This is a genomic window from Microbacterium sp. KNMS, assembly GCF_053851835.1.
This window is the reverse complement of record NZ_JBSQBP010000007.1, coordinates 78,336-102,786: the sequence shown is the minus strand read 5'-3', so window position 1 is coordinate 102,786 and position 24,451 is coordinate 78,336. Positions and strand designations below refer to the sequence as shown.

The following is a 24,451-nucleotide window of genomic DNA, read 5'->3' as shown; positions in this document are numbered from 1 at the left end:
GTCGCGCACGCGACCCGCGTTCCCGCGTCCCCAGGGCCGGACTCCGGCCATCCGCTTCATGATGAGGAGATGACGATGACGTCGCACCCGCGGCTCGACAACCGCTTCGCGCTCGCGCGCTACCGTGACGGCGCGGAGGTGCGCCTCGGTCTCGTGGCCGGAGATCGCATCCGGCCCGTGGGGCCCGATGAGCTCGGCGCCCCCGACCTCAACGCGTTCCTCGCGGACGCCTTCGCCGGCTGGGAGCGGATGGCCGCGCTCGCCGAGACCGACGGCCCATGGCAGCCGCTGGACGAGGTCGTGCTCACGGCGCCGGTCGAGCCGCGCCAGGTGCTGCAGACGGGGGCGAACTACCGTCAGCACGTCATCGAGCTCGTCGCGGCGGGGCTCACGAACAACACCGACCGCACGCCCGCGGAGGCGCGCGCGTTCGCGGCCGACATGATGGACGAGCGCGCCGCGAGCGGCGAGCCGTACTTCTTCATCGGCCTGCCCGCGTGCGTCGTGGGCGACGACGTGCCGCTCGCGCTGCCGCCCTACAGCGAGGTGCACGACTGGGAGCTCGAGCTCGCCGTCGTCATCGGCCGCGAGGCGTTCCGCGTCTTGCGGGAAGACGCGATGGAGCACGTCGCGGGCTACACGATCGTCAACGACATCACGACACGCGACCTCGTGTTCCGCAAGGACATGAAGGAGATCGGCACCGACTGGTACCGGTCGAAGAACGCGCCCGGCTTCCTGCCGACCGGGCCGTTCCTCGTGCCGGCCGGCCTCGTCGACGAGAAGGACGCGCGCGTGCGCCTCGAGCTCAACGGGCAGACGATGCAGGACTCCTCGACGAGCGATCTCCTCTTCGACATCCCCGCGCTCGTCTCGGCGGCGAGCCAGACGATGCCGCTGCTCCCCGGCGACCTGCTCCTCACGGGCAGCCCCGCGGGCAACGGCCAGCACTGGAAGAGATTCCTGCGCGACGGGGACGTCATGACCGGGGCGATCTCGGGCCTGGGCGCCCAGGTCGTGCGCTGCGTCGCCGAGGGGACCGCGCGATGACGCCGACCGACGATCCGCAGGAGCTCGACCGCGCCGACCCCGCCGGCCACATCGCGGCGGCGGCCGAGGCGTACCGGAACTGGGGGCGCTGGGGCGAGGACGACGTCGTCGGCACGCTCAACTTCATCGACGACGCCAAGCGGCGGACGGCCGCCGGCCTCGTGCAGGACGGCCTCGTCGTCTCGCTCGCGCAGTCCTTCGACATGGACGGACCGCAGAAGGGATGGCGGCGCCGCACGAACCCCGTGCACACGATGCTCGACACCGGCACCGACGCCGAGCGCGGCGCCCAGGGCTTCCCGCACGGGATCGGGGGCGCCGACGACGTGATCGCGATGCCGCTGCAGTGCTCGACGCAGTGGGACGGCCTCGGCCACATCTTCGACCGCGGCTTCGCGTGGAACGGGCGCCGCGCGGGCGATGTCGTCACGAGCGACGGCGACCTCGTCACGGGCATCGAGCACACGGCCGACCGGCTCGTGAGCCGCGGGGTGCTGCTCGACCTGGGGGCGTTCCTGCGACCCGAGACGGGCGAGCTCGAGGACGGCTACGCGATCACGGCCGCCGAGCTCGACGCGTGCATCGCCGCGCAGGGCCCGACGAGCGGCGTGGGCCGCGGCGACATCGTGCTCGTGCGCACCGGCCGGCTCGCACGCGCGCGGCGCGAGGGCTGGGGCGACTACGCGGGCGGCCCCTCGGCCGGGCTGTCGTTCACGACGGCCGGATGGCTGCACCGCTCGGAGATCGCGGCGATCGCGACCGACACGTGGGGCTTCGAGGTGCGCCCGAACGAGTTCGACGCGGCCTTCCAGCCCCTGCACCAGGTCGTCATCCCCAACATGGGGCTCACGGTCGGCGAGATGTGGGATCTCGACCGGCTGGCCGACGCGTGCCGGGAACGGGGACGATGGGAGTTCCTGCTCACCGCGGCGACGATCCCGATCACGGGCGCGGTCGGGTCGCCGGTCAACCCGCTCGCGATCCTCTGACCATCCGACATCCGCGGGCCATCCGCATCAGACACATCCGAGAACGAGGAGGTTCTTCCATGACCGCAGTGACGAAGGTCGCGATCGCCGGGTGCGGCGCCGCCAGCATGGCCGCCGCGATCCCGCTCGCCGAGGCCGGCGTCTCCGTCGACGTGTACGAGCTCAAGCCCGAGCTGTCGGCGCTCGGCTCCGGGATCACGCTGCAGGGCAATGCGCTGCGCGCTCTCGGCCGCCTGGGGGTGTGGGAGCAGGCCGCAGCCCAGGGCTACCCGTTCGAGGGGCTCACTCTGCGCGCGCCGGGCCCGGACGCGCCCGTCATCGCCGAGCTTCCCGAGGTGAAGACCGGCGGCCCCGACTTCCCCGCCTGCATGGGCATGTACCGCCCCGACCTCGCGCGCATCCTCGTCGAGCGCGCCGAGTCGCTCGGCGTGCGCGTGCACTACGGCGCGAAGGTCACCGGCGTGCGCGAGACCGAGGGCGGGGTGCTCGTCGACGTCGGCGGCGCGCCCGTCGGCGAGTACGACCTGCTCATCGGGGCCGACGGCATCCACTCGACCGTGCGCGAGCTGATCGGCATCGAGACCCAGCCCGAGCACACGGGCATGGGCATCTGGCGCGCCTTCGTCCCGCGGCCGGCCGAGGTCACGCAGAGCCAGCTGTACTACGGCGGACCCGCGTACATCGCCGGCTACACGCCCACGGGCGAGGACACGATGTACGCGTTCCTCGTCGAGGACGCGCAGGATCGCTTCGGCGTCGCCCCGGCGGAGGCCGTGGAGATCATGAAGGGGCTCTCGGCGGCCTACGGCGGCCCGTGGAACGCCATCCGCGAGAGCCTGTCCGAGTCGAGCCGCATCAACTACACGTGGTTCACGGCGCACATCCTCGACGGCGCGTGGAACCGCGGCCGCACGGTCGTCATCGGCGACGCGGCGCACAGCTGCCCGCCCACGGTCGCCCAGGGCGCCGCGCAGGCGATGGAGGACGGCATCGTGCTCGCGGAGCTCCTCATCGCCGCCGACGCCGTGGACCAGGGCCTCTGGGACGCGTTCCACGCCCGCCGCGTGCCGCGTGCGACCGCGGTCGTCGAGGCGTCGGTGCAGCTCGGACGCTGGCAGCTCGAGCACAACCGCGACGCCGACGCGGCCGGCCTCATCTTCGGCGTCGCGCAGCAGATGGCGCAGCCCGCATGAGCGGCGCGATCGACGTCCACGCGCACCTCCTCCTGCCCGCACTGCAGGAGGAGGTCGCGCGTCGCGACCCCGATGGCTTCGCAACCGCGAACGCGCTCGACGCGCGCCGCAACGGGTCGGAGAGCCTGGCCGCATCCGGGCGCATGATCGGCGCGCGCATCCCTCTGCTCACCGACCCGGCCGCGCGCATCGCCGCCATGGACGAGCAGGGGGTCGCGCAGCAGTGGGTGAGCCCGTCGCCGAACCACTTCCATCCGTGGGCCGACGAGGAGCTCGGCGTGTGGATCGCGAAGGAGGCGAACCGGCAGATCGCGGCGCACATCGCGACTGCCCCCGACCGCCTCCGCGGGCTCGGCACCGTGCCGCTGCAGCACCCATCGCGTCTCGTCGAGTGCCTCGACGACGCGGTTCTCGCGCACGGGCTGCTCGGGGTCGAGATCTCCTCGTTCGCGGGAGACGTCGAGCTGTCGGACGAGCGGCTCGAGCCGTTCTGGGCCCGCGCCGCCGAGCTCGGCGCGATCGTGCTCCTGCACCCGTTCGGATGCTCGCTCGACGAGCGACTCGACCGGTTCTACCTCTCGAACACCGTGGGGCAACCGACCGAGAACGCCGTCGCGCTCTCGCACCTCATCTTCGCGGGCGTGCTCGACCGCCATCCGGAGCTGCGGATCGTGGCCGCGCACGGCGGGGGCTACCTGCCGACGGTGATCGGCCGCTCGGATCGCGCGTGGGCGGTGCGCCCCGAGGCGCGGGGCTGCGCCGAGCCGCCGTCGACGTACCTGCGCCGGCTCTGGTTCGACACGGTCGTGCACGACGAGCGCACGCTGCGCGCGCTCGTCGAGGTCGCGGGGGTCGACCGCGTCGTGCTCGGCAGCGACTTCCCGTTCGACATGGGGCTCGACGACCCCGTCGGCTTCGTGCAGGGGGCGGGGCTCGCGGATGCCGATGCCGTGATCTCCCGCACGGCGGACACGCTCGCCGCGGGCGTGCATAGGGCGGATGCCGCGAGCGCTCCGATCGCGGAGGCGCGGGCATGAGGATCGGGCGGTGGACGCGCGCCGGCCGCGAGGAGGACGGCTTCATCGAGGACGCGGGGGTCATCCCGTTCCCCGACGCGCTCACGGTGGGCGACGTGCTCGCCGCAGGGCTCGGGGCGCTCCCCGCGCTTCGCGAGCGCGCGGGCCATCCGGTCGCGCCCCTTGCCGACGTGACGCTGCGCGCGCCGCTGTCGCCGGCCTCCGTGCGGGACTTCGTCGCGTTCGAGGAGCACGTCGAGGGGGTCAGCGCGTCGGTCGACGGCAAGAGCGAGGTCGTGCCCGAGTGGTACCAGGCGCCGACCTTCTACTTCACGAACCCGCACACGATCGCCGGTCCCGGCGAGACGATCGCCCCGCCCGAGACGCAGCGCCTCGACTTCGAGCTCGAGGTCGCCGCGGTGCTCGGCGGCGCAGGTGCGAACCTCTCGCCGGCCGAGGCGGACGCCGTGATCTTCGGCTACACGATCATGAACGACTGGTCGGCCCGCGACCTGCAGTCGCGGGAGATGAAGGTGCGCCTCGGGCCGTGCAAGGGCAAGGACTTCGCCACGAGCCTCGGCCCGTGGATCGTCACGGCCGACGAGCTCGAGCGCTTCCGCGACGAGGACGGCTTCCTCGCCCTGCGCGCCGAGGTGTCCGTCAACGGCGAGCGGTACGGCGAGGATCTCGTGTCGAACATGGGATGGCCCTTCGCCGAGCTCGTCGCGTACGCCTCGCGCAATGCGCGCGTCGTCCCGGGGGATGTGCTCGGCTCGGGCACCGTCGGCAACGGCGGCTGCCTCGGCGAGCTCTGGGGGCGCGGCAGCACCCTGCCGCCGCTGCGCGAGGGCGACGAGGTGCGGATGACGGTCGAGGGCATCGGCGAGCTCGTGGGGCACGTCGGCGCCCCCGTCCCGGCCCCGCCGATCCCGCCCGCCCGTCCTCGGTCGCGAGCCCGGGCGCGCTGAGGGGCGCGGCCGGGCGCGTGTTCGCCGCGTTTCGCGGCGAACAAGGGCGTGATCGCCGCGAAACGGGGTGAGCCTCCTCGACCCTTGCCGCGTTTCGCGGCGATCCGGGCGCTGATCGCCGCGTTCTCCGGCGACCGAGGGGATCGGCGTCCCGGGTTCCGCCCGCGACCGTCGCCCTGGCGGCCGAGGGGCCGTCAGACCCGCTTCGCAGCGCGGCGCGCGCCCTCGCCGAGCGCCTCGAGCTTGGCCCACGCGATCTGCTCGTGGACGCGGCCGCCCAGGCCGCAGTCGGTCGCGGCGATCACACGGTCGGGGCCGACGATGCGCGCGAAGCGCTCGATGCGCTGCGCGACGAGGTCCGGATGCTCGACGAGGTTCGTCGAGTGACCCACGACGCCCGGCACGAGGACGAGGTCGTCGGGGATGAGATCCCTGTTCTCCTCCCACACCGCCCATTCGTGCTCGTGGCGCACGTTGGCCGCCTCGAACGAGATCTGGCCGACCTTCGCGCCGAGCACGGTGCGGAGGATGTGCTTGAGCTCAATGTCGGTCGTGTGAGGCCCATGCCAAGAACCCCAGCACAGGTGCAGGCGCACCTGCTCCCTGGGCAGTCCGGCGATGGCCTCGTTGATCGCGTCGATGCGGATCTGCGTGAACGCGAGGTAGTCCTCGACGCTCGGCTCGGGGTTGATCTGGTCCCAGTTCTCCGCGAGCGACGGATCGTCGAGCTGCAGGATGAGACCGGCGTCCGTGATTGCCCGGTACTCCTCCTTCAATGCGTCTGTCCACGCGCGGATGTGCTCGAGCTCGGTCGCGTAGTAGTCGTTGCGCACGCGTGCGGCGGAACCCGGCGCGATCGCCGTGAGGAATCCGGTCTCGCCTTCGCCGAGCGCGTCGGCGAGGTGGCGGACATCCGCCGCCGTCGCGGCCTGCCCGCGGTACGAGATCGGGCCGGTCGTCGTGGGGAACGCCGTGGCCGTCCGTCCGGTCTCGACGCCGTTCTCCGGGTCGTGGTACACCTCGGCGAAGGCCTGGCGGTCGCGGCGGTCGAGGAACGACGTGAGCACGATGTTCCCCGGCTCGGAGCGGCGGGGCGGCTCGTTGAACGCGTTCACCTCGGTGAGCGAGAGGCCGTCGACGCGCTGGAACGAATAGCCCCACCACGCTCCGTAGTCGACGGGGCTCGACATCGCCTTGCCGAACTCGCCGTCTCCCGGCTGCGTGATCCCGACCGCGCGCTGGCGCTCGACGACGTCGCGCACGGCCTCAGCGACGAGCGCCTCGTACTCGGGCGTCGACGTGAGCGTGAAGCCGTCCTCCTCGAACGTGCGCGCGGCGTTGGCCTCGATGAGGGCCTTCGTGCGCGGCAGGCTTCCGGCGGTCGTCGTCTCGATGGTCGTCATGCTGCTCCTCGCTCCTTCTGCGGGCGTGCCCGCCGTCGCGACGGTATCGCGAGCACGGTGCGACTTCCGCATCGCATGTCGAAGAGTGACGGATGCTCGGCGCCGGGCCGTGGGCCGCGGGCCGACTCCCAACCGCGACTCCGGGTCCCGCCCCCCGACCCCGTACGCGCAATCGGATGGCTGGGGCTCGTGTGCGCGTGTCGTCCCCGGCAGGCGACATCCGCACCACGGGTCCGACGCGGCGTGCGCCCGGGGCTCGCGCGGCGGACATCCGCTCGCTATACTGGCCGTATAGCGAACATGCGTTCGCAGAGCGAACCGATCGAGGAGGAACCGGTGATCGACAAGACCGTCGCGAGCGTCGAGGACGCCGTCGCGGGGATCGCGGACGGCGCGACCGTCATGATCGGCGGCTTCGGGCGCGCCGGACAGCCCGTCGAGCTCATCGACGCGCTCATCGCGCACGGAGCCCGCGACCTCACGATCGTGAACAACAACGCCGGCAACGGGGACACCGGCCTTGCAGCGCTCCTGGCGGCGGGACGCGTGCGCCGGATCGTCTGCTCCTTCCCTCGTCAGAGCGACTCCTGGGTCTTCGACGGTCTGTACCGTGCGGGCGAGATCGAGCTCGAGCTCGTGCCCCAGGGCAATCTCGCCGAGCGGATCCGCGCCGCCGGCGCGGGGATCGGCGCCTTCTTCTCGCCCACGGGCGTGGGCACGCAGCTGGCGGAGGGCAAGGAGCACCGCGACATCGACGGGCGCACGTACGTCCTGGAGTATCCGATCAGGGCCGACGTCGCGCTCATCAGCGCGCACCGCGCCGACCGCTGGGGCAACCTCGTCTACCGCGAGACCGCGCGCAACTTCGGGCCGATCATGGCGACGGCCGCCACGACGACGATCGTCCAGGTCGACGAGGTCGTCGAGCTCGGAGCGCTCGACCCCGAGATGGTCGTGACCCCGGGTCTCTTCGTGGACCGCGTCGTGGCGGTCGGCGAGCGCGCGTGGCTGCGCGACGGCGTCTTCGTCGGAGGCGTCGACATCGAGGGACGCCCGCTCGCCGAGGAGGCCGCACGATGACCACCCGCATCAGCCGCGACGACCTCGCGGCACGGATCGCCGCCGACATCCCCGAGGGCTCCTACGTGAACCTCGGAATCGGCGCGCCCACCCTCGTGGCGAACTTCCTGCCATCCGATCAGGAGATCATCCTGCACACGGAGAACGGCCTGCTCGGCATGGGCGAGGCCCCTGCCGCCGACCGCGTCGACCCCGACCTCATCAACGCGGGCAAGCAGCCCGTGACCGCACTGCCCGGGGCGGCCTACTTCCACCACGCCGACTCGTTCGCGATGATGCGCGGCGGGCACCTCGACATCTGCGTGCTCGGCGCGTTCCAGGTGTCGGAGCGCGGCGACCTCGCGAACTGGTCGACCGGCGCGCCCGGGGCCATCCCCGCCGTGGGCGGCGCGATGGACCTCGCGATCGGCGCGAAGCAGGTGTTCGTCATGACCGACCTGCTCACGAAGCAGGGCGCGTCGAAGCTCGTGGCCGCCTGCACGTATCCCCTCACGGGCGTCGGCTGCGTCACGCGGGTCTACACCGATCACGCGGTGTTCGATGTGACCGACGAGGGCTTCCGCGTGCGGGAGCTCTTCGGCGACAACACGATCGAGGGCCTCGAGTCCCTCACCGGGCTCTCTCTGCAGGAGGTGGCGGCATGACCGCGAGCTTCGTCTACGACGCCGTCCGCACCCCGTTCGGGCGCGCGGGTGGAGCGCTGTCGGGGGTGCGGCCCGACGACCTCGCCGCCGTCGTCATGAGGGCGACCGTGGACCGCACGGGTCTCGACCCCGCACGGATCGACGACGTCGTGTTCGGCGACGCGAATCAGGCCGGCGAGGACAACCGCAACGTCGCGCGCTTCGGTGCGCTGCTCGCGGGGTTCCCCGTGACGGTGCCCGGCGCGACGGTGAACCGGCTCTGCGGCTCGTCGGTCGAGGCGGTCATCCAGGGCTCGCGCGCGATCGAGGCCGGCGATGACCGGATCGTGCTCGCGGGCGGGGTCGAGTCGATGAGCCGCGCGCCGTTCGTCGTGGAGAAGTCGGCCAAGCCGTTCCCGGCGGTGGGAAACCAGACGATGTGGAACACGTCGATCGGATGGCGGATGGTCAACCCCGCTCTGCCGCGGGAATGGACGATCTCGAACGGCGAGAGCGCCGAGCTGCTGGTCGAGACCTACGGCATCTCGCGTGACGACCAGGATGCCTTCTCCGTGCGCAGCCACGAGCTCGCGGCCCGCGCGTGGGCCGAGGGTCGCTACGACGCGGAGATCGTGCAGGTCGACGGGCATGAGCTCGGCCGCGACGAGGGCATCCGCGACGGCTCGACCGTCGAGAAGCTCGGCGGCCTCAAGGCGCTGTTCAAGCAGGGCGGCACGGTCACCGCGGGCAACTCCTCGTCGATCAACGACGGGGCGTCGGCCGTGCTCCTCGGCGCCGAGGGGGCCATCGACGCCGAGCCGCTCGCGCGCATCGCCGGCCGAGGCGTCTTCGGAAACGAGCCGCACCTCTTCGGCGTCGCGCCGGTCGAGGCGGCGAACATCGCCCTCCGCCGAGCGGGGAAGACGTGGGCCGACGTCGACCTCGTCGAGCTCAACGAGGCGTTCGCCTCGCAGAGCCTCGCGTGTATCCGTCAGTGGGATATCGACCCCGAGCGCGTGAACATCCACGGCGGCGCGATCGCGATCGGGCATCCGCTCGGCGCCTCGGGCGGACGCATCATCGGGCACGCCGCGCATGAGCTCAAGCGCCGGGGCGGGGGAGTGGCGGTCGCCGCTCTCTGCATCGGCGTCGGGCAGGGGCTGGCCGTCGTCCTCGAGCGCTGAGCCGCAGCCGTGCGTGCGCGGGACCGGGGGTCGTGCATGTCTCGGTTGGCGTGGGAATGGAGCCCGGATGGCCGCACCGCGTGAGACACGGAAGCCCCGCCACCACCCCCATGTCTCATTCCACGCGGGTTTCCGGCCCGGATAGCCGCACCAGGTGAGACATGGAAGCCCCGGCACCACACGGAAGCTCCGCACACCACCCCCCTGTCTCATTCCACGAGGGTTTCGGGCCCGGATGGCCGCACCGGGTGAGACACGGGGTGGTCCGGAGGGCGATAGGGTCGCGGGGATGAGCACGAACGACGTCGAAGAGGCCCGCGGCGACTTCGTCCAGTCCTTCGCGCGCGGCCTCGCGGTCATCCGCTCGTTCGACGCGGAGCACCCGAGCCTCACCCTGAGCGAGGTCGCCGCCCGGACGGAGATGACCCGCGCAGCCGCCCGGCGGTTCCTGCTCACCCTCGAGACGCTCGGGTACGTCCGCAGCACGGGGAGGGAGTTCGCGCTCACCCCGCGCGTCCTCGAGCTCGGCTTCAGCTACCTCTCCGCACTGTCCCTGCCCGAGATCGTCCAGCCCCACCTCGAGCGGCTCTCGCGCGAGGTCGACGAGAGCGTCTCGGCGGCCGTCCTCGACGGCGGCGACATCGTCTACGTCGCGCGCGTTCCGACGCGTCGGATCATGAGCGTCGCGATCACGATCGGCACCCGCTTCCCGGCCTACGCCACGAGCTTGGGCCGTGTGCTGCTCGCGCACCTGCCGCAGGATGAGCGCGATGCCCTGCTCGCGGCATCCGCTCTCGAGCCCCTCACCGAGCGCACGATCACCGACCGATCGGCCCTCGCGCGCCGGCTCGACGAGGTTGCGGCCGCGGGATTCGCGATCACGGATGGCGAGCTCGAGTCGGGCGTGCGATCGGTCGCGGCTCCCGTGCGCGGCCGGGATGGCCGGGTCGTCGCCGCGGTGAACGTGTCCGCGAGCGCCGCGCGCGTTCCGATCGAGCGCCTCCGGGACGAGCACCTCCCGCGGCTGATCGCGGCGACGCAGGCGATCGAGGCCGATCTGCGTCTCGTGTGAGCCGTCACCTCATGCGCATGCGGGAGAAGCGAATGGCGCCGATCGCGCGGGAACGCGATGCTGGAGACGCCGCACTGCCGGCATGACTGCGAAGGAGCACCATGAAGCACGAGCGCATCGCCCTCCACGACGGACGCGACGACGTGACCCTCACGACGTACGTCCTCGACGACTCCCCGGAGCTGCTCGACGGGCGCGCCCGTCCCGCCGTGCTGATCCTGCCCGGGGGAGCGTACATGGGCTGCTCCGATCGCGAGGCCGAGCCGGTCGCCCTCGCGTTCGCTGCGCTCGGGTATCACGCGTTCGTGCTGCGCTACTCGGTGTACGGAGCGGGCGGGCCGCTCGACTGGAACGTCGATGCTCGCGCGATGGAGCCCCGCGCGCACAGCGTCTTCCCGAACCCGCTCATCGACGTCGCCCTCGCGATGAAGCACATCCGGTCGCGGGCGGCGGAGTGGCTCGTCGACGCCGACCGCATCGCGGTCGCGGGGTTCTCCGCCGGCGGCCACAACGCAGGCATGTACGGCACGCGGTGGCATGACGCCCTCGTCACCGAGGCGGTCGACGCGACGCCGGACGAGCTGCGGCCTGCCGCGCTCATCATGGGCTACGCGCTCAGCGACTACCGCTTCCAGCACGCCCGTCTGGATGCCATGCCGCCCGCGGAGCGCGCCGTCCGCGAGATGGCCGCCGTCGCGTACTTCGGCGAGATCGACCCGGCGCCCGAGCTGCTCGACGCGGCGAGCCCCGCGCTGCACGTGAGCGCGCAGACCCCGCCGACCTTCCTGTGGCACACGGTCGCCGACGCGCTCGTGCCCGTCGAGCACTCCCTCCGGTTCGCATCGGCATGCGCCGCGCACGGCGTGCCCTTCGAGCTCCACGCCTTCGAGGCGGGCCAGCACGGCCTCTCGCTCGCGACGCGCGCCACCGCGTCTGCCGAGCCGATGATCGACGACGATGCCGCGCACTGGGTGCCGCTCGCGGCCGCGTGGCTGGCCAAGCGCTTCTCCGTCGAGCTCCCCGCGGCGATGCCCTGGGAGTGAGCCGGACAGCCGTCAGCTCGGCAGCGACGGATGGGCTGAGGTCGGGTGGCGCGGGATGAAGAGCGAGAGCGCCACCGCGACCGCGGCCGCGATGATCGCGAGCCAGTAGCAGACGTCGAACGCCTCGCGCGTGGGGATGGTCGCGCCCCCGACCTCGACGCTCATGGCCGCGAGCACGCCGCCCATGACGGCGGAAGCGCTCGACGTCCCCACCGAGCGGAAGAGCGCGTTGAGGCCGTTCGACGCCCCGGTCTCGTCGGCGGGAACGGCGCGCATGATGATCATCGGCATGGCGGCGAACGTGAACCCGATCCCGACGCCGATGAGGAGGTTCGCCACGAAGATGTGCCAGATCTCGCTCGACCACAGCAGCACGAACACGTAGGCCAGGACGATGAACGACGCACCGCCCGTGAACAGCGGCCGCGGCCCGATCGTGCGCTCGAGCCATCCGGACAGCGGCGAGATCACCATCATCACGAGGCCCGCGGGCATGACGATGAGCGCGGCGCCGACCATGTCCATCCCGAAACCGGACCCGGTCTCCGTCGGCAGCTCGAGCATCTGCGGGAACGTCACGTTCGACGAGAAGAGCGCGAAGCCCATCCCGATCGCGGCGATGTTCGTGAACAGCACCGCCGGACGAGCCGCGACGCGCAGGTCGAGGAGCGGGTCGCGCGTGCGCAGCTGGTACGCGCCCCACACGCCGAGCACCACGAGCCCGCCGATGACACTGGTGAGCGCGGCGGGCGACGTCCATCCCCATTCCGCGCCGCGGGAGACGAACAGAAGCAGACCGGTGAGCCCGAGGGCGAGGCCGATCGCGCCCACCACGTCGAGGCGGCCCGGCGCTCGCAGGATGTCCTCCGGCACGTAGACCAGGACGAGCGCGAGCCCGACGACGCCGAGAGCGGCCGCGAGCCAGAACAGGGAGTGCCAGTCGGCGTTGAGCGCGAGGTACGCCGCGACCGGCATGCCGACGGCTCCGCCGACCCCCATCGTCGCGCTCATGAGCGCAACGGAGGTCCCGAGGCGGTCGGGAGGCAGAACATCGCGCATGATCGCGATGCCGAGCGGCACGACGCCGGTCACCGCTCCCTGCAGGGCACGGCCGATGATCACCCCGACGATCGAGCTCGAGAGGGCAGCGACGAGGGAGCCCACGATGAGCAGCGCGAGCAGGACGACGATCACCCGCCGCTTTCCGTACATGTCGCCGAGACGCCCCGAGATGGGCGTCGCGACGGCGGCGACGAGCAGGGTGATCGTGATGACCCACGACGTGTCCTCGCGCGACGCGTCGAGGAGCGTCGGCAGCTCGGCCTGGAGCGGCACGACGAGCGTGAACATGAACGCGGAGCACAGGCCCGCGAACGCGAGCACGGCGACCGTGAGCCAGCGCGGCGGGTGGGCGAGCCTGCTTCGGGGTCTGTCGTCGTCGCGCACCTTCTCCACCCTAGGCTCCGCTCCGGACACGGGCTCCGCCTAGGGTGAGGACATGATCACGCCCGACTGGATCCCGCACCGGCGCGCCTCGGACGGCGAGCTCGTGGGCTGGGTGCGTCCGGATGGCGACGGCTGGGTCGCCGTGTCGCTCTTCGGCGCCGATGTCACGAGCTCGGTCGACTGGCTCGAGGCGGAGGAGGCGCTCGAGCACCAGGGCCTGTCGTGGATGGCGGATGTGTGGATGCTGCGCCGGCCGGATGGCCGCGACGTGCGCGTCCGCCTGGTCGAGTTCTCTCCCGATCGGCTCGAGGGCGGTGTCGTCGCTCCCGGACGCATCGTCGTGAAGACCGACGACTTCGGCGCGATCGACGTGCCCTATGAGCTCATCGAGCTGCCGTGGCCGCCGCCGCGCGACCTCCGCCCGCTCACGACGGGCGAGGGCGGAAGTCCCTGGGGCTGACCTGCGCGGCTCAGCCCGGGAGCGCGTCGAGCAGGGGCCTCGGGTCGGGCGCCTCGTCCGTTCCCTGGAACGCGACGGCGTCGGCCCCGGCGTCGACGAGCTCGCCGATGCGGTCGGCGATGCGGTTCTCGAGCGCATCGGCCCGAGGGTCGATCTCCGTGTAGACGCGCACGCGGGCGCGGCCTCCGCGCCCTGAGGCCTCGCGTCCCTCGTCGATGATCCCCCGTGCGCGGCGGAGGCCTTCGACGTCGATCGAGGCGTCGAGCAGGACCGAGTCGCCGATCTCTCCGGCCAGGCGCAGGGTCTTCGGCCCGCTCCCTCCGATCGTGATCTCGGGCGCGGTGGCGGGCGGCCATCCGAGCGAGACGCCGTTGAGCTTCACGTACCGCCCGGCCACGTCGACGGTCTCCCCGTCGAGGAGCGAGCGCACGGCGCCGACGTACTCGCGCAGCAGCGTCAGGGGCGACGCGACCCTCGCGCCGACCTGGCCCATCCACGGGAGCACGCCGTGGCCGAAGCCGGCGATGAACCGGCCCGGCGCGAGTCGCTCGATCGTGGCGACCTCCATCGCCGCGAGCGCGGGGTTCCGCAGCGGCACGGGAAGCAGGCCGATGCCGACCTTCAGCCGCTCGGTCGCGACGAGCGCCGCCGTCGCGGTCGCGAGGCCGCCTTCGAGGAAGCAGTCCTCCCAGAGCCACAGCTCCGCGACCCCCGCGGCGTCGGCGGCACGCGCGACGGCGACGAGCTCCTCGGGCGGGGACTGGGGACGGAACACGATGCCGATCGGGGGAGAGGACGCCGCAGCCGCTGCCATGCCCCCATCGTGCCATCCGCCCCGGACATCGGCGCCCGCCATCCGCCCTCCATCGGCACCCGCCATCCGCATCCTCGCGTCGGTGTCGGCGCCGCGTGCCATCCTGTTCGCGTGAGCACTTCCCCCGAGCCCGGCACTCCGGGAGGGACCCCCGAGCGGCCCGCCGTGTTCTTCCGCGACGCCGCGGAGTTCCGCGCGTGGCTCGAGCGGAACCACGAGACCGCGACCGAGCTGTGGATGGGCCTGCGGCTCGCGCATGTGCCCGACCGCGGGCTCACGTGGGGCGATGCCGTGATCGAGGCGCTGTGCTTCGGATGGATCGACTCGGTCTCGCAGAGGATCGACGACGACTCGAGGCGGCAGCGCTGGACCCCGCGCAAGCGCGGGAGCACCTGGTCGCGCGTCAACATCGCGCACGTCGAGCGGCTGCTCGCGGAGGGGCGGATGCACCCCGCCGGGATCGCGGCGTTCGAGCGCCGCACCGAGGCGCGCACCGGAACGTACTCGCACGAGAATCCCGAGGCCGAGCTCACGGCCCCGCTACAGGCGATCGTCGACGCCTCGCCGGGCGCGGTCGCCTTCATCGCCGAGGCGACGCCGGGCTACCGCAAGGCCGTCCGCCACTGGATCATGTCGGCGAAGCAGGAGACCACGCGCGAGCGCCGGGCGCGTCAGCTCGTCGAGGACTGCGAGGCGGGGCGGCTCGTGCCGCCGCAGCGGCCCGGCGCGACGCCCGCGTGGCTCGCGCGCGCCGCGGCAGCGGCGCAGGCGGCCCGGTGACGCCTCCCGCCGTCAGCGGATGAGCGCTGCCCGCGGCACGCGACGGCGGGCCGGGGCGCCGAAGCGCGCGAGCACGAACGCGACCCACGCCGTCGCGGCGATGACGATCGCGGCGACGGCTGACCAGAGCACCACGGGGTCCGACACGGCGAGCGTGGGGATGAAGCGGCCGGGGACGAATGCCGCGAACGCGCCGGCGGCGAGCGCACCCAGCCAGGAGCCCACCATGTTGCCGATGTGCGAGCGCACATTTCCGCGGCGGATGGCGATCACGCCGAGGGTCGTGGTGGCGAACGTGAAGATCGCGAGCGCGTGGAAGACGGTGAAGCCGCCGATCGTGTAGATGAACATCCCCGAGACGCAGACGAGGTACATGGCGATGACCCACGTGCGGCCGAGGGCCTTGTGGGCGCGGTCCTTGCGACGACGGAGGATGTTGACCGGCGCGAGGAGGATGACGAGCGATGCCGCGATCGCGTGGATCGGGATGAGGAGCGCGTGCGGGTCCATGCTCACAAGATGGAGTCACTATCCAATGCGGCGCATCCTGGATAGCGCCGCGCCGCCGCGCTATCCGAGGAGGGGCATGAAGCTCCGCGAGCTGGCCGCGCGCACCCGCACATCGACCGCGACGCTCAAGTTCTGGATCCGGGAAGGGATCCTGCCGCCCGGCGAGCTCCGCAACCAGACCACCGCCGTCTACGGCGAGGGGCACGTCGAGCGGATCGCGCTCGTGCGCACGCTGCGGGAGGAGTTCGACCTGCCGATCGCGCGGATCCGGGCGCTCGTCGTGCGCATCGACGACCCCGGCGTCCCGCTCCTGGACATCATGGAGGAGTGCCAGCTCATCGCGACGGGGCTGCGCGCGGGCGACGCCGGGCAGGACGCGCGCGTGCCGAGGCTGATCGCCGATGTCGGATGGCCCGACGCGACGAGCGTCGCGCGCGACGCGCTCTCCGCGGCCCTGCGCGATGCGGAGGCGGTCGGCGTCACGTTCCGGCGGGAGACCCTCACCCGGTACGCGCGGATGCTCGCCGAGTTCGCCCGTGAGGACATCGCGTCCATCCGCACGGACGGCACCCGGGATGCCGTCGCGCGAGCGCTGCTGCAGGGCGCGGCGGCCCAGACGCGCGTCCTCGTCGCCCTGAACCAGCTCGCGCACACGTCTGCTGCGATCTCAGACGCGCTCGCCCGCGCGGAGGCGGGCGGCGCGGCGCCCGGCGCGGGTCCGGCGGAGGCCGACCCCGCCGGACCCGCGGACTAGGATTGAGGGGGTGCCCGGATCCCGTCGCGGAACCGCTCACGGCGCCCTCGCCCCCTTTCCGACCATTGGAGCCACCGTGGCCGAGCAGTCCCGCCTCGACAAAGTCATCGCCCTCGCCCGTCATCGCGGGTTCGTGTTCCAAGCGGGCGAGATCTACGGCGGTTCGAGGTCCGCGTGGGACTACGGCCCCCTCGGCACCGAGCTCAAGGAGAACATCCGCCGTCAGTGGTGGCAGACGTTCGTGCGCGGCCGCGGCGACATGGTCGGCCTCGACTCGTCGATCATCCTGCCGACGAAGGTCTGGCAGGCGTCCGGTCACGTCGCGACCTTCACCGACCCGCTCGTCGAGTGCCTGCAGTGCCACAAGCGCCACCGCGAGGACCACCTCATCGAGGCGTACGAGGCCAAGAAGGGTCGTGCCCCCGAGAACGGGATGGCCGACATCGTGTGCCCCGACTGCGGCACGCGCGGCCAGTGGACCGAGCCGCGCTCCTTCTCGGGCCTCATGAAGACGTACGTCGGCGTCGTCGACGACGAGTCGGGCCTGCACTACCTGCGGCCCGAGACGGCCCAGGGCATCTTCGTGAACTTCGCGAACGTCGTGACGGCCGCGCGCAAGAAGCCCCCGTTCGGCGTCGGCCAGGTCGGCAAGGCGTTCCGCAACGAGATCACGCCCGGCAACTTCATCTTCCGCACCCGCGAGTTCGAGCAGATGGAGATCGAGTTCTTCGTGCCCCCGGCGGAGGCCGGCGAGTGGTTCGAGCACTGGGTCGACGCGTGCTGGAACTGGTTCGTCGACCTCGGCATCGACCCGACGCACATGCGCAAGTTCGACGTCCCGGACGGCGAGCGCGCGCACTACTCCGACCGCACGATCGACGTCGAGTACGAGTTCGGCTTCGCGGGCAAGGGCTGGGGCGAGCTCATGGGCATCGCCAACCGCACCGACTTCGACCTGTCGAACCACATCGAGCACTCCGGCTCGAACCTCTCGTTCTTCGACCAGGCTTCGGGCGAGAAGTACGTGCCGTACGTCATCGAGCCGTCGTTCGGCCTCACCCGCTCGATGATGGCGTTCCTCGTCGACGCGTACCGCGAGGAGGAGGTGCCGAACGCGAAGGGCGGCACCGACACCCGCACCGTGCTGCGCCTCGACCCGCGCCTCGCCCCGGTCAAGGTCGCCGTCCTCCCGCTGTCGCGCAACGAGCGCCTCTCGCCGCTCGCCCGCGAGGTCGCCGATCAGCTGCGGGTCTCGTGGAACGTCGACTTCGACGACGCCGGTGCGATCGGCCGCCGCTACCGCCGTCAGGACGAGATCGGCACGCCGTTCTGCGTCACCGTCGACTTCGACTCGCTCGACGACCGCGCGGTCACGGTCCGCGACCGCGACACGATGGGCCAGGAGCGCATCCCGCTCGAGGGCCTGCACGCCTACCTCGCCGAGCGCCTCCGCGGCGCCTGATCGACGCAGAAGCGCCCCGTCCGGCCGAGCGGGTCATCCGGAGCCGGACGGGGCGCTTCTGCGTGTCCGCCTTCAGGCGCGGGCGCCGGGCCGGGGGATCTGCAGCACGGCGAGCACGGCCAGCACCGCGGCGCCGGCGTAGAGGTAGAACGCCCCGGGGTAGGCGGTTCCGGCCGCGACCATGAGCCCGGTCGCCCAGGGGCCCACGATCGCGCCGAAACGGCCGATGCCCGAGGTGAGCCCGATGCCGGTCGCGACGAGGGCGCGCGGATAGACGTGCCCCGCGAATGCGTACATGAGGGTCTGGGCGCTGAAGACGAAGACCCCCGTGACGAAGATCGCCGTCGTGAGCAGGAGCTGCGAGTCGAACGGGATCGACAGCACGACGAGGAGCACCGCTGCGGCGCCGAACCAGATCATGCCGACGCCCTTGATGCCGCAGGCGTCGGCCGCGAAGGCGCTGATGACGAGCCCGGCGATGGCCCCGAGGTTCAGCACGAACAGCATGATGAGCGAGTCGGCGACCGGGTAGCCCGCTGCGCCCATGATCTTCGGCAGCCACGCGTTCAGGCCGTACACGAGCACGAGGCCCATGAACGTCGCGACCCAGAGTCCGATCGACGAGCGCACGTAGCGCGGCTTCAGGACGTCGGCGATCGACGTGCGCTCGGCCTGCGCGCGCAGCTCGGCGGGGGCCGTCTCGGGCAGCCGCAGCCAGAGCACGGCGAAGAGGACGACGCCGAGCCCGCCGCCGAGGTAGTAGAGGAGCGACCACTCCGCGCCGGCGAACCGCCCCGCGAGTGAGGCGAGCACCGCCCCGAGGTGGTAGCCGATCAGGGGATGTTGTTCGCGAGCGCGCGCCGCCCCGTCGGAGCGACCTCCTGCATCATCGCGAGGGCCACGGGCATACAGCCGCCGAGCCCGAGGCCCGCGATGAGCCGGCTCGCGCCCATCCACAGCGCGTCGGGCATGAGCGGGAACGCGATCGTGAAGACGGAGAAGACGGCGACCGCGATGAGGAGCGGTGTGCGGCGGCCGAAGCGGTCTGCGATGCGCCCCATCATCGCCGCGCCGAGCCCGACTCCGACGAGCGAGACCGTGTTCACGAGGTTCATCTCGCCGACCGAGAAGCCCCCGATGGCGGGATCGGTCAGCACCGGGATCGTGGCGCCCAGGGCGACGATGTCGTACCCCTCGAACACCACGATGAGGAAGCAGAGGATGCCGATCCAGGTGCGGCTGCGGGTGCGCGCGGATGGCGCGGCGGTCTCGGTCATGACGTCGTCGTCTCCTCGGGTCGTCTCGTCGCGCCCCCGTGCGCGACGATGCACCGGGACATGCTGTCAGAGCCCCGCCGCGGAGCAGGGCCGTTCTCCCGGTGAGTGGGATTCAGCGCAGCCCGGTGAGCGCTCGCGCGCCGTCGTCGGGCCCCTCGGCGGTGCAGCCGTGTCGCGCGACGCCGTCCTCAGCTCGTGACTTCCAGGGCCATCCCCTCGCTTCCGCCCGCCGCGGCCCAGGCGAGCGAGCGCTCGAGAATGCCCCGGAGGATATCGAGATCGACGTCAGCCAGGCTCTTCAGATAGAGGCATCCCGCGCCGGTCGTGTGCGGTCCGAGCTGGGCGAGCGCCTCCGTGTGGGCCGCGATGCCGTCGAGCAGGTAGACGGTCGTCGCGGCCCGCCGCGGCGCGAACGCGAGCAGCGCGGTCTCGCCCTCCGTCCCCGTCGCATAGCGGTAGCGGCACGATCCGAATCCGATGATCGTGCCCCAGCGCACGGGCTCGCGGCCGGACACCTCGCGCATGAGGTCGACGAGCGTGTGGGCATCGTCTCGGCGGCGTGCGGGGATGACCGCGGCGAGGAGCTCCTCGACGTCGCCGCCGGTCGGCTGCATCAGGCCTTCGCCTTCGCGGCGGCCTTCATCGCCCGCTTGTGCTCGCGCACCTTGGCGAGCGACTCGGGGCTCGTGATGTCGGCGACCGAGCGGAACGAGCCCTCCTCTCCGTACGCGCCAGCGGCCTCGCGCCATCCGGAGCCGTCGAAGCCGCACTGCTTGCCGAGGAGCGCGAGGAAGATGCGCGCCTTCTGGTCGCCGAATCCGGGCAGGGCCTTCAGCCGCTTCAGGACCTCGGCGCCCGAGGGGTCACCGCGGGTCCAGAGCTGCGCGGCATCGCCATCCCAGTCCTCGACGATCGCGCGGCAGAGCTGCTGCACGCGCTCGGCCATCGAGCCCGGGTAGCGGTGCACGGCCGGCGTCTGGCGGAACGCCTCGACGAGCGCCTCGGGGTCATGCGACGCGATGGTCGCGGCGTCGACCGCGCCGATCCGCTCGCGGATCTTCTCGGGCCCCGCGAACGCCGTCTCCATCGCGACCTGCTGGTCGAGGAGCATGCCGATGAGGAGCGCGAGGGGGTTCTCGCTGAGGAGCGTGTCTGCGGCGTCGTCGCCCGTGATCGTGAGAGCCATGCTCCCTATGGTCTCAGGCCGGGCCGCTCACCGCGGAGACCGAAGCGCGGCGCGGGACAGAGCGCAGGAGAATCGAGCGGATGGCTGCAGCGCGTGCGCGGGATCGTGCGGATGGTCGACGGTGCGGCCCGCGGATCTCCTGCAATGTGTCCCGGGGGAGGGGTCAGGAAGTCTCGGAAGGGGTCAGGAGGCCTGCGCGTCGCCCGTGAACGGGCAGACCGGCGCCTCGGCCGCGGCCGCAGCGGGGCGCGCGTCGATGCCGAAGAGGGTCTCGAGCGCGTCGAAGACCTCGTCGGAGCGTCCCTCGGCCGCGAGCTGACCCGCACGCGCGGTCGGCGTGTGCAGCAGGACGCCCACGAGGTGGCGCAGCGCCTGCTCGACCTGCTCGCCGTCGCCGCGACGTCGGGCACGGTCGACCTCGGCCTGGGTGAGCTCGAACACGTGCTGGCGCAGCGCGACGATCGCGGGCTGCGCGCTCTGCTGGCGGCTCGCGAGGTGGAAGCGCGCCGCGGCGTCCTGCACGATCGCGCGCGCGGCTTCGGTCGCCTGGAGCTCCTCGAGCGGCGCGTGGAGGCGGATGGTCTCGAGGTCGAGCAGCGTGACGCCCGGCACGGTCGCGACATCGGGGGCGACGTTGCGCGGCATGCCGAGGTCGATGATCATCGCGGCGCCGTCGAACCCGGCGCCCTGCAGGAGGGCCGCGTCGATGACCGGCTCCTCGCGCGACGTGCAGGTGATGACGAGGTCGGACGACGCGGCCACCGCGGCGAACTCGTCGCTCGCGACGCTGAGCAGGCCGTGCTTCGCGGCGAAGCGCGCGCCCCGGCCGGAGGGCGAGTGGACCGTGATGTCGGTCACGCCGTGGTCGCGCAGGGCGGCGAGCGTCGCGGCGGCGTAGGAGCCGGTTCCGACGAGCAGCGTGCGCTGGGTGGTCCAGTCGGCGATGCGGCTGCCCGCGAGGTCGAGCGCCAGCCGCACGAGCGAGCGACCTGCTCGGCCGAGCGCCGTGCCGTTCTTGACGCCCTTCTGCGTCTCGGTCGCACGCTGGAAGAGGCGCTCGAGCTCGCTCGAGGTGGTGCCGTGCTCGCGCGCTTCGTCGAGGGCGCGGCGCACCTGGCCGCCGATCTCGCCCTCGCCGACGATGACCGACTCGAGTCCCGAGGCGACGGAGAAGAGGTGCTCGGCGACCTTCGTGCCCGCCGTCACCTCGCAGGCGCCCTCGAGGTCTTCGGGCGTGACGCCCGTGGCCGCGCGGATGGCCTCGTGCGCGGCGGCGAGGCCGGCCTCGCGCGCGGCGCCGGACGGCACGTCGAGGTCGATGTACGCCTCGAAGCGGTTGCACGTCGAGAGCACGACCGTGCCCTTGACGTCCTCGCTGTGGCCCGCGATGAGCGGGGCGACGGCGGTCGTGTGCGTGCTCAGGCGCTCGAGGAGATCGAACGGCGCGGTCTTGTGACTCGCAGACAGGCAGAACAGCACGACAGCCATTCTACCCCGCGTAAAAGTCTCTTCTGAATGATTCATGAAAAGGAAGGGTTGCCTAACCGGCGCTTTCCGCGACTCCGAAGGCGCGGATGGGAGGATGGGGGCATGCCTTCCCCCGATGCGCCGCTGCTGCGCGCCCTGCGCGGCGAGCGCCCCGACACCGCTCCGATCTGGTTCATGCGACAGGCGGGCCGCTCGCTTCCCGAGTACCGCGAGCTCCGCGTCGGCACGCGCATGCTCGACGCGTGCCTCACGCCCGACCTCGCGGCGGAGATCACGCTGCAGCCCGTGCGGCGGCACGGGGTCGACGCGGGCATCTTCTTCAGCGACATCGTCGTGCCGCTCCGGCTCGCCGGCATCGAGGTCGAGATCGTCCCCGGGCGCGGGCCCGTCTTCGCCGATCCCGTGCGCACGCGCGCCGACGTCGACCGCGTGACGGCCATCGACCCCGCAGAGGTCGCGGCGGCCGCCGAGCCCGTGCGCGCCGCGGTGCGCGCCGTCGTCTCGGAGCTCGACGGCGCCGGCACGCCGCTCATCGGCTTCGCGGGGGCGCCCTTCACGCTCGCGGCCTATCTCGTGGAGGGCGGGCCGTCGAAGGAGCACCTGCGCGCCCGCGCCCTGATGCACGCCGACCCCGGCGCGTGGCACGCGCTCGCCGGATGGCTCGCGCAGGTCTCGCGCGCGTTCCTCCAGGCGCAGATCGAGTCGGGCGCCGCGGCCGTGCAGCTGTTCGACTCGTGGGCGGGCTCGCTCGCGCCATCCGATCTGCGCGCATTCGTGCTCCCGCCCTCGACGGCCGCCGTCGAGGGCCTCGACGTGCCGGTCATCCACTTCGGCGTCGGCACGGGCCCCGTGCTCGCCGACATGTGCCTCGGGGGCATCGCGTCCGCGGTCGGCGTCGACTGGCGCGTGCCGCTCGACGAGGCCGCGCGCACCGTCGGCGGCGAGACGACCCTGCAGGGCAACATCGACCCCGCCCTGCTCGCCGCGCCCTGGGAGGTGCTCGAGGAGCACGTCCGCGACGTGCTCGAACGCGGGCGCGCTGCCCGTGCGCACATCGTCAACCTCGGCCACGGCGTCCCGCCGGAGACCGACCCGACGGTGCTGACGCGCATCGTCGAGCTCGTCCACTCGGTCTGATCGTCGGAGGAGGCACACCGTGACGGAGCAGCTCGACGAGCTCTACGCCCACGCTCATGAGAAGCACGTCGTCGTCGTGGGCGGCGGCGTCGCGGGCCTGATCGCCGCGTGGGAGTGCGCCAAGGTGGGCATGCGCGTGACCGTGCTCGAGGCCGGCGAGCGCCCGGGCGGCGTGCTGCGCTCGGCCGAGGTGGGCGGCGTCGTCCTCGATCTCGGAGCGGAGAGCTTCGCGACCCGCGGCGGGCACGTCCGCGCGCTGATCGACGAGCTCGGGCTGTCGGACGACGTCGTGGCGCCGGGCACGGGCGCAGGGGGCGCGTGGGTCGCCGGCGTGCCCGGCGTGGGGGCGGCCCCGCTGCCGAAGGGCGGCGTGCTCGGCATCCCCGCCAACCCCTTCGCGGACGACGTCCGACGGATCCTCGGCTGGGGCGGCGCCTGGCGCGCCTACCTCGACCGGCTGAAGCCCGTGCTCACGATCGGCCACGAGCACAGCCTGGGGCGCCTCGTGCGGTCGCGGCTCGGCGAGAAGGCCCTCGATCGGCTCGTCGCGCCCGTCACGACCGGGGTGTACTCGGCGCATCCCGACGACATCGACCCCGACGTCGCGGCGCCGGGGCTCAACGCGGCGCTCACCCGCACCGGATCGCTCACCGGCGCCGTCGCCGACCTCGCGGGCGCGCGCACGTCCGCTCCGGGAGGCGCCGTGCTCGGTCTGCGCGGCGGGATGGCGCGGCTCGCGGACGCGCTCGTCGAGCGTCTGGAGGTGCTCGGCGCCGAGGTCAGGACCCGCGCCGCCGTCGACGGGCTCGAGCGCGCGGGCGCGACCTGGGCCATCCGCCTCGCGGCGCGCGAGGAGCGCGACGAGGACGTGAGCGACGCCGCTGTCGACGACGGGCCGATCGAGGCGGACGTGGTCGTCGTCGCGATCGGCGAGGCAGGCGCACGTCGCCTCCTCGCGCCGCACGTGACCGGCCTGGCCGCCGAGCCGGCACGCCCCGGCCCGGTCGTCGAGATCGTCACGCTCGTCCTCGACGCCCCCGAGCTCGACGCGAAGCCGCGGGGGACGGGCGTGCTCACCGTCCCCGGATCGCACCGTGCGAAGGCCCTCACCCACGCGACCGCGAAATGGCAGTGGGTCGCGGAGGCCGCCGGCGCGCACCGTCACGTCGTCCGGGTCTCGTTCGGCACCCAGAACGAGGAGCCGGCGACCGCGGGCCTCGACGACGACGAGGCGGCGGCCCTCGCGCTGGAGGAGGCGAGCGCCCTGCTCGGCGTCGCCCTCGCACCGCATCAGCTCGCGGGCGCCCGGCGCGAGCGCTTCCTCCAGGCGCAGCCGGCCGCGACCGTCGGACTCAAGGCCGCGACCGCGCAGGCGCGCGCGGCCATCCAGACCGCTCCCGGCATCGGCGCCGTCGGCGCCTGGCTCGCCGGGACGGGACTCGCTCAGGTCGTGCCCGACGCGATCGCGGAGGCGGAGCGCGTGCGACGCCGCGCGCTCTTCTCGTGACCTGACCCG

At 72.6% G+C, this 24,451-nt stretch carries 25 protein-coding genes; 16 read left to right on the top strand and 9 right to left on the bottom strand.

Features of this window, described 5'->3' with window-relative positions:
* Positions 1–69: 69 nt before the first annotated feature.
* From ACWXWW_RS06390 to ACWXWW_RS06370, 5 genes are read left to right on the top strand one after another with little or no spacing between them, the layout of a single operon-like run.
* Positions 70–1,050: a fumarylacetoacetate hydrolase family protein gene (locus tag ACWXWW_RS06390; protein WP_455969356.1), complete on the top strand. Its 981-nt coding sequence runs from the start codon at positions 70–72 to the stop codon at positions 1,048–1,050.
* Complete coding sequence (locus tag ACWXWW_RS06385) at positions 1,047–2,039, top strand: cyclase family protein (RefSeq protein WP_455969355.1); 993 nt, start codon at positions 1,047–1,049, stop codon at positions 2,037–2,039. Before ACWXWW_RS06390 ends, ACWXWW_RS06385 begins: the two co-directional genes overlap by 4 nt.
* A gap of 59 nt (positions 2,040–2,098) precedes the next feature.
* Positions 2,099–3,232 carry an FAD-dependent monooxygenase gene (locus tag ACWXWW_RS06380; protein WP_271172957.1) on the top strand — a complete coding sequence of 378 codons (1,134 nt, stop codon included), beginning with the start codon at positions 2,099–2,101 and terminating at the stop codon, positions 3,230–3,232.
* A complete protein-coding gene (locus ACWXWW_RS06375; protein ID WP_455969354.1) occupies positions 3,229–4,269 on the top strand; it encodes an amidohydrolase family protein in 1,041 nt (346 codons plus the stop codon). The genes ACWXWW_RS06380 and ACWXWW_RS06375 overlap by 4 nt, the downstream gene beginning before the upstream one ends.
* Positions 4,266–5,216, top strand: a complete 951-nt coding sequence (locus ACWXWW_RS06370) for a fumarylacetoacetate hydrolase family protein (RefSeq protein ID WP_271172955.1) — start codon at positions 4,266–4,268, stop codon at positions 5,214–5,216. Before ACWXWW_RS06375 ends, ACWXWW_RS06370 begins: the two co-directional genes overlap by 4 nt.
* Before the next feature lie 194 nt (positions 5,217–5,410).
* Here ACWXWW_RS06370 and ACWXWW_RS06365 read toward each other — a convergent pair whose 3' ends face one another.
* Entirely contained in the window at positions 5,411–6,619 is a 1,209-nt protein-coding gene (locus tag ACWXWW_RS06365) for a cobalamin-independent methionine synthase II family protein (protein WP_271172954.1), read from the bottom strand.
* A gap of 336 nt (positions 6,620–6,955) precedes the next feature.
* Here ACWXWW_RS06365 and ACWXWW_RS06360 point away from each other — a divergent pair, with 336 nt between their 5' ends.
* From ACWXWW_RS06360 to ACWXWW_RS06340, 5 genes are all read left to right on the top strand, one after another.
* Positions 6,956–7,699, top strand: coding sequence for a 3-oxoacid CoA-transferase subunit A (locus ACWXWW_RS06360; protein ID WP_455969353.1), 744 nt, complete (start codon positions 6,956–6,958; stop codon positions 7,697–7,699).
* On the top strand, positions 7,696–8,343 hold the full coding sequence (locus ACWXWW_RS06355) for a 3-oxoacid CoA-transferase subunit B (protein ID WP_455969352.1): 648 nt from the start codon (positions 7,696–7,698) through the stop codon (positions 8,341–8,343). The genes ACWXWW_RS06360 and ACWXWW_RS06355 overlap by 4 nt, the downstream gene beginning before the upstream one ends.
* Positions 8,340–9,506 carry a thiolase family protein gene (locus ACWXWW_RS06350; RefSeq protein ID WP_455969351.1) on the top strand — a complete coding sequence of 389 codons (1,167 nt, stop codon included), beginning with the start codon at positions 8,340–8,342 and terminating at the stop codon, positions 9,504–9,506. Before ACWXWW_RS06355 ends, ACWXWW_RS06350 begins: the two co-directional genes overlap by 4 nt.
* Before the next feature lie 289 nt (positions 9,507–9,795).
* Complete coding sequence (locus tag ACWXWW_RS06345) at positions 9,796–10,578, top strand: IclR family transcriptional regulator domain-containing protein (protein ID WP_455969350.1); 783 nt, start codon at positions 9,796–9,798, stop codon at positions 10,576–10,578.
* Positions 10,579–10,679: 101 nt separating this feature from the next.
* A complete protein-coding gene (locus ACWXWW_RS06340) occupies positions 10,680–11,621 on the top strand; it encodes an alpha/beta hydrolase (RefSeq protein WP_282978783.1) in 942 nt (313 codons plus the stop codon).
* 12 nt (positions 11,622–11,633) lie between these two features.
* Here the strand turns inward: ACWXWW_RS06340 and ACWXWW_RS06335 are convergent, their stop codons facing one another.
* The gene (locus ACWXWW_RS06335; protein WP_271172948.1) at positions 11,634–13,067 is read right to left on the bottom strand and encodes an MFS transporter; all 1,434 of its coding nucleotides are present in this window, start codon (positions 13,065–13,067) and stop codon (positions 11,634–11,636) included.
* 52 nt (positions 13,068–13,119) lie between these two features.
* Between ACWXWW_RS06335 and ACWXWW_RS06330 the strand changes: the two genes are divergently transcribed.
* Positions 13,120–13,527, top strand: coding sequence for a hypothetical protein (locus ACWXWW_RS06330; protein WP_455969349.1), 408 nt, complete (start codon positions 13,120–13,122; stop codon positions 13,525–13,527).
* Positions 13,528–13,537: 10 nt separating this feature from the next.
* Here the strand turns inward: ACWXWW_RS06330 and ACWXWW_RS06325 are convergent, their stop codons facing one another.
* Positions 13,538–14,341, bottom strand: a complete 804-nt coding sequence (locus tag ACWXWW_RS06325) for an LLM class flavin-dependent oxidoreductase (RefSeq protein ID WP_455969348.1) — start codon at positions 14,339–14,341, stop codon at positions 13,538–13,540.
* Positions 14,342–14,452: 111 nt separating this feature from the next.
* Between ACWXWW_RS06325 and ACWXWW_RS06320 the strand changes: the two genes are divergently transcribed.
* A complete protein-coding gene (locus tag ACWXWW_RS06320; protein WP_455969347.1) occupies positions 14,453–15,121 on the top strand; it encodes a YdeI/OmpD-associated family protein in 669 nt (222 codons plus the stop codon).
* 12 nt (positions 15,122–15,133) lie between these two features.
* Here the strand turns inward: ACWXWW_RS06320 and ACWXWW_RS06315 are convergent, their stop codons facing one another.
* Positions 15,134–15,631 (bottom strand): DUF2306 domain-containing protein, encoded by a 498-nt coding sequence (locus ACWXWW_RS06315; RefSeq protein ID WP_455969346.1) that lies wholly within the window; start codon positions 15,629–15,631, stop codon positions 15,134–15,136.
* 76 nt (positions 15,632–15,707) lie between these two features.
* Between ACWXWW_RS06315 and ACWXWW_RS06310 the strand changes: the two genes are divergently transcribed.
* Both ACWXWW_RS06310 and ACWXWW_RS06305 read left to right on the top strand, forming a co-directional pair.
* The gene (locus ACWXWW_RS06310; RefSeq protein WP_455969345.1) at positions 15,708–16,385 is read left to right on the top strand and encodes a MerR family transcriptional regulator; all 678 of its coding nucleotides are present in this window, start codon (positions 15,708–15,710) and stop codon (positions 16,383–16,385) included.
* Positions 16,386–16,461: 76 nt separating this feature from the next.
* Positions 16,462–17,847: a glycine--tRNA ligase gene (locus ACWXWW_RS06305; protein WP_455969344.1), complete on the top strand. Its 1,386-nt coding sequence runs from the start codon at positions 16,462–16,464 to the stop codon at positions 17,845–17,847.
* Positions 17,848–17,919: 72 nt separating this feature from the next.
* Here ACWXWW_RS06305 and ACWXWW_RS06300 read toward each other — a convergent pair whose 3' ends face one another.
* The 5 genes from ACWXWW_RS06300 to ACWXWW_RS06280 all read right to left on the bottom strand — a co-directional run bounded on the left by ACWXWW_RS06300 (position 17,920) and on the right by ACWXWW_RS06280 (position 21,789).
* Positions 17,920–18,660: a hypothetical protein gene (locus ACWXWW_RS06300; protein WP_455969343.1), complete on the bottom strand. Its 741-nt coding sequence runs from the start codon at positions 18,658–18,660 to the stop codon at positions 17,920–17,922.
* Positions 18,661–18,680: 20 nt separating this feature from the next.
* Positions 18,681–19,124, bottom strand: coding sequence for an MFS transporter (locus ACWXWW_RS06295; RefSeq protein WP_455969342.1), 444 nt, complete (start codon positions 19,122–19,124; stop codon positions 18,681–18,683).
* Positions 19,125–19,312: 188 nt separating this feature from the next.
* Positions 19,313–19,738: a DUF1801 domain-containing protein gene (locus ACWXWW_RS06290; RefSeq protein ID WP_455969341.1), complete on the bottom strand. Its 426-nt coding sequence runs from the start codon at positions 19,736–19,738 to the stop codon at positions 19,313–19,315.
* Complete coding sequence (locus ACWXWW_RS06285; protein WP_271172936.1) at positions 19,738–20,310, bottom strand: HhH-GPD-type base excision DNA repair protein; 573 nt, start codon at positions 20,308–20,310, stop codon at positions 19,738–19,740. Before ACWXWW_RS06285 ends, ACWXWW_RS06290 begins: the two co-directional genes overlap by 1 nt.
* A gap of 183 nt (positions 20,311–20,493) precedes the next feature.
* Complete coding sequence (locus tag ACWXWW_RS06280; protein WP_455969379.1) at positions 20,494–21,789, bottom strand: glutamyl-tRNA reductase; 1,296 nt, start codon at positions 21,787–21,789, stop codon at positions 20,494–20,496.
* Between the two features lie 111 nt (positions 21,790–21,900).
* On the opposite strand from ACWXWW_RS06280, the gene hemE reads away from it, so the two are divergent.
* Both hemE and ACWXWW_RS06270 read left to right on the top strand, forming a co-directional pair.
* A complete protein-coding gene (gene hemE / locus ACWXWW_RS06275; protein WP_455969340.1) occupies positions 21,901–22,935 on the top strand; it encodes a uroporphyrinogen decarboxylase in 1,035 nt (344 codons plus the stop codon).
* A 19-nt stretch (positions 22,936–22,954) separates the two neighbouring features.
* Complete coding sequence (locus ACWXWW_RS06270) at positions 22,955–24,442, top strand: protoporphyrinogen/coproporphyrinogen oxidase (protein ID WP_455969339.1); 1,488 nt, start codon at positions 22,955–22,957, stop codon at positions 24,440–24,442.
* Positions 24,443–24,451 lie beyond the last annotated feature (9 nt).

What these genes read in the sequence shown, in the direction of transcription:
- ACWXWW_RS06285 (WP_271172936.1), bottom strand. Translation starts at nt 20,310, where the DNA reads ATGGCTCTCACGATCACGGGCGACGACGCCGCAGACACGCTCCTCAGC.
- hemE (WP_455969340.1), top strand. Translation starts at nt 21,901, where the DNA reads ATGCCTTCCCCCGATGCGCCGCTGCTGCGCGCCCTGCGCGGCGAGCGC.
- ACWXWW_RS06390 (WP_455969356.1), top strand. Translation starts at nt 70, where the DNA reads ATGACGATGACGTCGCACCCGCGGCTCGACAACCGCTTCGCGCTCGCG.
- ACWXWW_RS06330 (WP_455969349.1), top strand. Translation starts at nt 13,120, where the DNA reads ATGATCACGCCCGACTGGATCCCGCACCGGCGCGCCTCGGACGGCGAG.
- ACWXWW_RS06380 (WP_271172957.1), top strand. Translation starts at nt 2,099, where the DNA reads ATGACCGCAGTGACGAAGGTCGCGATCGCCGGGTGCGGCGCCGCCAGC.
- ACWXWW_RS06290 (WP_455969341.1), bottom strand. Translation starts at nt 19,738, where the DNA reads ATGCAGCCGACCGGCGGCGACGTCGAGGAGCTCCTCGCCGCGGTCATC.
- ACWXWW_RS06345 (WP_455969350.1), top strand. Translation starts at nt 9,796, where the DNA reads ATGAGCACGAACGACGTCGAAGAGGCCCGCGGCGACTTCGTCCAGTCC.
- ACWXWW_RS06295 (WP_455969342.1), bottom strand. Translation starts at nt 19,124, where the DNA reads ATGACCGAGACCGCCGCGCCATCCGCGCGCACCCGCAGCCGCACCTGG.
- ACWXWW_RS06355 (WP_455969352.1), top strand. Translation starts at nt 7,696, where the DNA reads ATGACCACCCGCATCAGCCGCGACGACCTCGCGGCACGGATCGCCGCC.
- ACWXWW_RS06310 (WP_455969345.1), top strand. Translation starts at nt 15,708, where the DNA reads ATGAAGCTCCGCGAGCTGGCCGCGCGCACCCGCACATCGACCGCGACG.
- ACWXWW_RS06385 (WP_455969355.1), top strand. Translation starts at nt 1,047, where the DNA reads ATGACGCCGACCGACGATCCGCAGGAGCTCGACCGCGCCGACCCCGCC.
- ACWXWW_RS06325 (WP_455969348.1), bottom strand. Translation starts at nt 14,341, where the DNA reads ATGGCAGCGGCTGCGGCGTCCTCTCCCCCGATCGGCATCGTGTTCCGT.
- ACWXWW_RS06350 (WP_455969351.1), top strand. Translation starts at nt 8,340, where the DNA reads ATGACCGCGAGCTTCGTCTACGACGCCGTCCGCACCCCGTTCGGGCGC.
- ACWXWW_RS06340 (WP_282978783.1), top strand. Translation starts at nt 10,680, where the DNA reads ATGAAGCACGAGCGCATCGCCCTCCACGACGGACGCGACGACGTGACC.
- ACWXWW_RS06370 (WP_271172955.1), top strand. Translation starts at nt 4,266, where the DNA reads ATGAGGATCGGGCGGTGGACGCGCGCCGGCCGCGAGGAGGACGGCTTC.
- ACWXWW_RS06315 (WP_455969346.1), bottom strand. Translation starts at nt 15,631, where the DNA reads ATGGACCCGCACGCGCTCCTCATCCCGATCCACGCGATCGCGGCATCG.
- ACWXWW_RS06365 (WP_271172954.1), bottom strand. Translation starts at nt 6,619, where the DNA reads ATGACGACCATCGAGACGACGACCGCCGGAAGCCTGCCGCGCACGAAG.
- ACWXWW_RS06375 (WP_455969354.1), top strand. Translation starts at nt 3,229, where the DNA reads ATGAGCGGCGCGATCGACGTCCACGCGCACCTCCTCCTGCCCGCACTG.